Raw genomic sequence first — 4,225 nt, forward strand, 5'->3', positions numbered from 1 at the left:
GACGGCGACATCCCGCTGGAGGATATCGGCTCCACCCTCATGCTGGAATACGAGGCATGGCTGAAGGACAAGGGGATATGTCCGAACAGCACCTCCTATTACATGCGGAACCTGCGTGCCGTCTACAACCGTGCGGTGGACAGGGAACTGACGGTACAGCGCAGCCCTTTCAAGCATGTCTACACCGGAATAGACAAGACCGTAAAACGTGCTGTTCCATTGAAAGCGGTCCGCATGATACGTGACCTGGACCTGCGTCTTTCCCCGGGCATGGAATACGCCAGGGACATGTTCATGCTGAGCTTTTATACCCGGGGCATGTCGTTCGTCGACATCGCCTACCTGAAAAAGGCTGATCTGAAGAGCGGCGTGCTGACCTACCGCAGGCGGAAGACCGGCCGGCGTCTGTCCATTAAATGGGAGAAGCCCATGCAGGAGATCCTGGACAGGTATGGCCACAATGACAGCCCCTACCTTTTTCCGGTCATCAGGGATACGGCCAAGGATGCCGTGCGGCAGTACAGGAGCGCAGCGCATTTCATCAACGGAAAACTCAAGGAACTCGGGAAACGGCTCGGGCTCGGTATGCCGCTCACCATGTATGTAGCGCGCCATGCCTGGGCGAGTATTGCCAGAAGCAAGAATGTGCCGCTGGCAACCATCAGCGAGGCAATGGGACATGATTCGGAAAACACGACCAGAATCTACCTCGCCTCGCTGGACACTTCACAGGTGGACAAGGCAAACGACATCATACTCAAATCCTTATAACGGGAACGGATGCGGCACGCAGAATATCGGACAAAAGGCTGTGCCGTTCCTGCTTCTCTTTTTAAGAGAAATATTACACATTGCAAAGATAGGTAAAATATAGGAAAATATCCACTTGTATGATAAAAAACAGTTTTCTTCGAAAGAAAATGTTTCAAATTCCGGTTTAATTGTCAAACAAATCCTCGTCAGGTTTCATATATAGCATCTGATTATCAGAACTATCCCTTTCCGGTATTTCTCTTAAAAAGAAAAGTACCAGAAAAGATCCATGAACTGTCAATATAGCGGCAGGATACCGTTGGAGATATTCTTATTGACAATTTAAAACCGGATGTTTTTAAAAAAGGATTTTTGAAGGCGTTTTGTAATACAATAAAAATTGTTGAGCATATGGCTCGTTTTCTTGGCAAGAGAAATATTACAATGCGCAAAATTACGTAAAATATTGAAAAAACAATAGAAAACGGGTGATAAAATTAACCAAAACATTCATACAGAGTGTATTTGCTTAACATATGTTGGATAAGTACCATAATGCCGTTCCGTATTTCTATCTGTTCGTCAACCAGTTACGTGAAATATGATCCCCGGATATTTCTCTTGCCAAGAGAAGTAGCGGCAGAAGCCTCGGAAATGAGGTCTGTACACTTTGTCAAAAGTATGGGACTGATAGTGGATATTATGAATAAAGGAAATGTAATCCGTTGTAATACATACCAATATACGAATTGGCATGAACTAGGGGTATATCCTCACCTATAAAATAATCCCGGCAATATGGGTATGAGTTTTTCTACGGTGGAAGAAAAAAAGCAGGTCCGCTGGTTCGTCATGCGCGCCTACAAGAATGAGAAAATGGCGGAGGACAGGCTGAAGGACAAAGAATACGGTCTGGAATATTTCATTCCGAAACATTACGCCGTAAAGACCTATCACGGGATGAAGTCGACAAGGCTGGTGCCGGTCATACCGAGTCTGGTTTTCGTCCACGCCAGCCACTCGCAGATCACCGAATTCAAGAAACGGTACAACTTCCTGCAATTCGCCATGTGGAAAAAAAGCACGGGTATGGAATATATCACCGTGCCAGACGACCAGATGGACAGTTTCATCCAAATAGCTTCCCTGTATGAGAAGGATACGGCCTATTATAAGCCGGATGAAATCGACGTACGGAAAGGTACCCGTGTATGTATCCACGGCGGCAAGCTTGATGGAGTTAAGGGTGTGTTTATGCGGGTAAAAGGGAAACGCAACCGCCGGGTGGTCGTGATGCTTGAGGGGATTATGGGGATATCGGCTGAGGTTCATCCCGATTTGATTGAAGTCATTTCCTGATATGGAAAAGTCTGGAATCCTTATTCACGGTTTTACGCAAATAAAAAACAATATCTGAATATATGTATTTTTGGATTGTAAATTGTTCACTGGCATTTTTGCTTTGTGTTCTCTGTGCGGGTATCGTCATTCCCCAGATTCTGCTGATCGCTTTTCGCAAACAGCTGTTCGACCTTCCCGATGAACGGAAGATACATCATTGTGCGGTGCCACGATTGGGTGGTATCGCGTTCAAACCGGTCGTGTTTTTCACCATAGCTTTGTTACTGGGAATCAATATGGCACTGGGGCATTCGGAAATGTTGTCTGAAATCGGAAACAATGTACGGCCTTTGGCTTTTGCTTTCTGCTCCATCATGGTACTGTATCTGGTCGGCATGGCCGATGACCTAATTGGTATCCGTTATCGTGCCAAGTTTGTCATCCAGATCCTGTGTGGCGTGATGCTTATCGCCGGTGGAATATATATCAATAACCTGCACGGCATCCTAGGTATTCATGCGGTTCCGTTATGGCTGGGGTATCCTTTGACCATTTTAATCGTGGTCTTCATCATCAATGCCATCAACCTGATCGACGGCATTGACGGGTTGGCTTCCGGGCTATGCAGTGTCGTCTGCCTGTTTTACGGTCTGACTTTTTTCATGCTCCACCAGCATGTCTATGCCATGCTGGCGTTCGCCACATTGGGAGTGTTGGTACCGTTCTTCTATTACAATGTTTTCGGGAACGCCGAGCACGGAAGGAAGATCTTCATGGGTGACACAGGTAGTTTGACCGTTGGCATGATGCTCTGTTTCCTCAGTCTCAAACTGACCATGTGCGGTCTAGACGATAATACAGGAAATGTACATCCGATGGTGCTGGCCTTCTCACCCTTGCTGGTTCCATGCTGCGATGTGGTCCGGGTCTACCTGCATCGGGTACGCAACGGGAAGAACCCGTTCCTGCCGGACAAGAACCACATCCACCATAAGCTGCTTGCTCTCGGAATAAAGCAGCGCAATGCCATGATTATCATTGTTTCCGTATCAACAATATTCATACTGCTCAATATTCTTCTGTCCCTTTATCTCAATGTGAACTGGATCGTGCTGGGCGATATCCTGATATGGACTCTTGCCAACATCAGGCTGACGAAATCTATCGGACAACTTCAATCGGAACAGAAAACCAACAAATAAAAATCAATGAAATATGAAAATCAGATACATTTTATTCTTATTGACCGTGGCTTTCCTGCTGGGATCATGTGCCACGCCGAAAGTCGCTTATTTCACGGACCTGAAACGGGGTACCGCAGAACAAGTCTTGAACCCGCTGGAAATCCGGGTGCGTCCCGAAGACAAGATCTCAATACTGGTCAACAGCAAGGACCCCTTGTTGATGAACCTTTTCAACCTTCCGATCATATCCAGACAGATCGGTACGACATCGGGAACATCCAATAGCCAGGGGATATCAGGATATACGATCAACAAGGATGGAGATATCGATTTTCCAGTGTTGGGGCATATCCATGTGGCGGGAATGACACGCGAGGAAATCGCCTCGTATATAAAAGAGGAACTGGTTTCGAAGAATCTCGTGAAAGACCCTGTCGTTACAGTTGAGTTCATGAACCTGACCGTTTCCGTGTTGGGTGAGGTTGCTAGCCCCGGACGCTTCAATATTGATAAGGACAAGCTGACGCTTTTGGATGCTTTAAGCATGGCCGGAGACCTTACCGTCTACGGGAAACGGGAGAATGTGCTGGTACAACGGGAGGAAAACGGTAAACAGACCTTGTATCAGGTTAACCTGAATTCAGGATACGACCTTTATGCCTCTCCCGTGTATTATTTACAGCAGAACGATATAGTTTATGTGGAACCTAACTCAATGAAAGCACGGCAGGCGACTGTCAACGGCAATAACGTCCGTTCTGCTTCTTTCTGGATGTCGTTGGCCTCGCTGCTGACTACCATTACCGTGTTAATTGTGAAATAAATATAAAATCAGATATGGCCATAAATCAAAAGAATATAAAACCGGGACAGCAGGATGATTTCCTGCGGATACAGGATCTGTTGTATCTGTGTCTCGCAAGGTGGAAGTGGTTCGTCTTGTCTTT

The 4,225-nt window shown here is 46.4% G+C and carries 4 protein-coding genes; all 4 read left to right on the top strand.

Translation table 11 applies throughout. From position 1 onward, the window contains the following. A partial coding sequence (locus tag ACZM60_RS14410) for a tyrosine-type recombinase/integrase (protein ID WP_489521835.1) occupies positions 1-771 on the top strand: 771 nt, incomplete at its 5' end. Between the two features lie 780 nt (positions 772-1,551). Next, complete coding sequence (locus ACZM60_RS14415; protein WP_009275861.1) at positions 1,552-2,112, top strand: UpxY family transcription antiterminator; 561 nt, start codon at positions 1,552-1,554, stop codon at positions 2,110-2,112. 62 nt (positions 2,113-2,174) lie between these two features. Then, entirely contained in the window at positions 2,175-3,296 is a 1,122-nt protein-coding gene (locus ACZM60_RS14420; RefSeq protein ID WP_195360868.1) for an MraY family glycosyltransferase, read from the top strand. Between the two features lie 13 nt (positions 3,297-3,309). Next, entirely contained in the window at positions 3,310-4,101 is a 792-nt protein-coding gene (locus tag ACZM60_RS14425; protein ID WP_007844516.1) for a polysaccharide biosynthesis/export family protein, read from the top strand. The last annotated feature ends 124 nt before the right edge of the window (positions 4,102-4,225 follow it).

The sequence above is a fragment of the Phocaeicola sp. genome (assembly GCF_057861905.1).